The following is a 1,032-nucleotide window of genomic DNA, read 5'->3' as shown; positions in this document are numbered from 1 at the left end:
GGCCACCGGGGCCGACCCGCTCGTACGCCAGCCGGATCGCGTGCGCCGAACGGGTCAGCCCCGGCCCCGGCTTCGCGTCCCGGAGCCGGCAGACGGTCTCCCGCCGGGTGATCCCGGCCGCGACCATCTCCACGTCCACGACCACGGGCGCCCCGGCGTGCAGCGCGGTGTGCGCCTTCTCCAGGTCGCCCTCGTCCATGACGAGGTCGCTCGCGTACTCCAGGTCGGCGGCGGAGTGGATGACCCGCTCCACCACCGCCCGGGTCAGCGGCGGGAAGTGCGAGGTGTCCAGCCGGGCGCGCAGCCGTCGGAAGGACTCCTGCTCGATCGGATGCACCACACGGGCCTCTCCGTTCACTGGGCTTCCTCCTGCCAGCGGTAGCCGCGGGGTGTCACCATGCGCCCCGCGATGTCCCTGGTCGCCGTGTTGCCCACGGTCACGACCGTCATCATGTCGACCGTCGCCGGGTCCAGGGCGGCCAGCGTCGTCAGGCGGCTGGACTCGTCCGGTCGCGAGGCGTTGCGCACGACACCGACCGGTGTGGCCGGCTCGCGGTGCTCCGCGAGGACCGCCAGGGCCTTGGGCAGCTGCCAGTCGCGGCCCCGGCTGCGCGGGTTGTAGAACGTCACGACGATGTCCGCCTCGGCCGCCGCCCGCACCCGCCGCTCGATGACCTCCCACGGCGTGTGCAGGTCGGAGAGGCTGATCGAGACGTGGTCGTGGCCCAGCGGCGCGCCCAGGATCGCCGCGGCCGCGAGCGCCGCGGTCACGCCCGGCACGCCGGTCACGTCGATGTCGTCGGACGCTTCGGCGAGGGCGGGGGAGGCCATCGCGTACACGCCCGCGTCGCCGCTGCCGATCAGCGCGACCGCGTGCCCCGCCCGGGCCTCGGCGACCGCCGTGCGCGCCCGCTCCTCCTCCGCGCCCAGGCCCGACTCGAGGACCCGGGTGCCGGGCCGCAGCAGGTCGCGGATCTGGTCGACGTACTGGTCGAGGCCGACGATCACCGAGGCGCGTCGCAGCTCCGCCTC

At 75.0% G+C, this 1,032-nt stretch carries 2 protein-coding genes; both read right to left on the bottom strand.

Going from position 1 to position 1,032, the window contains the following annotated elements; all coding sequences use genetic code 11:
* Positions 1 to 358: precorrin-8X methylmutase (locus ACFW2E_RS40290; RefSeq protein WP_384475087.1), on the bottom strand; the 358-nt coding region annotated here is incomplete at its 3' end.
* Positions 355 to 1,032, bottom strand: a 678-nt coding sequence (gene cobJ / locus ACFW2E_RS40285; RefSeq protein WP_384475084.1) for a precorrin-3B C(17)-methyltransferase, incomplete at its 5' end; no start/stop codon positions are given. The genes ACFW2E_RS40290 and cobJ, both read right to left, overlap by 4 nt.

Source organism: Streptomyces sp. NPDC058964, from assembly GCF_042741275.1.
Classification (GTDB): domain Bacteria; phylum Actinomycetota; class Actinomycetes; order Streptomycetales; family Streptomycetaceae; genus Streptomyces.
The sequence above is the reverse complement of the archived record's forward strand: the minus strand, read 5'-3'. Positions and strand labels throughout refer to the sequence as shown.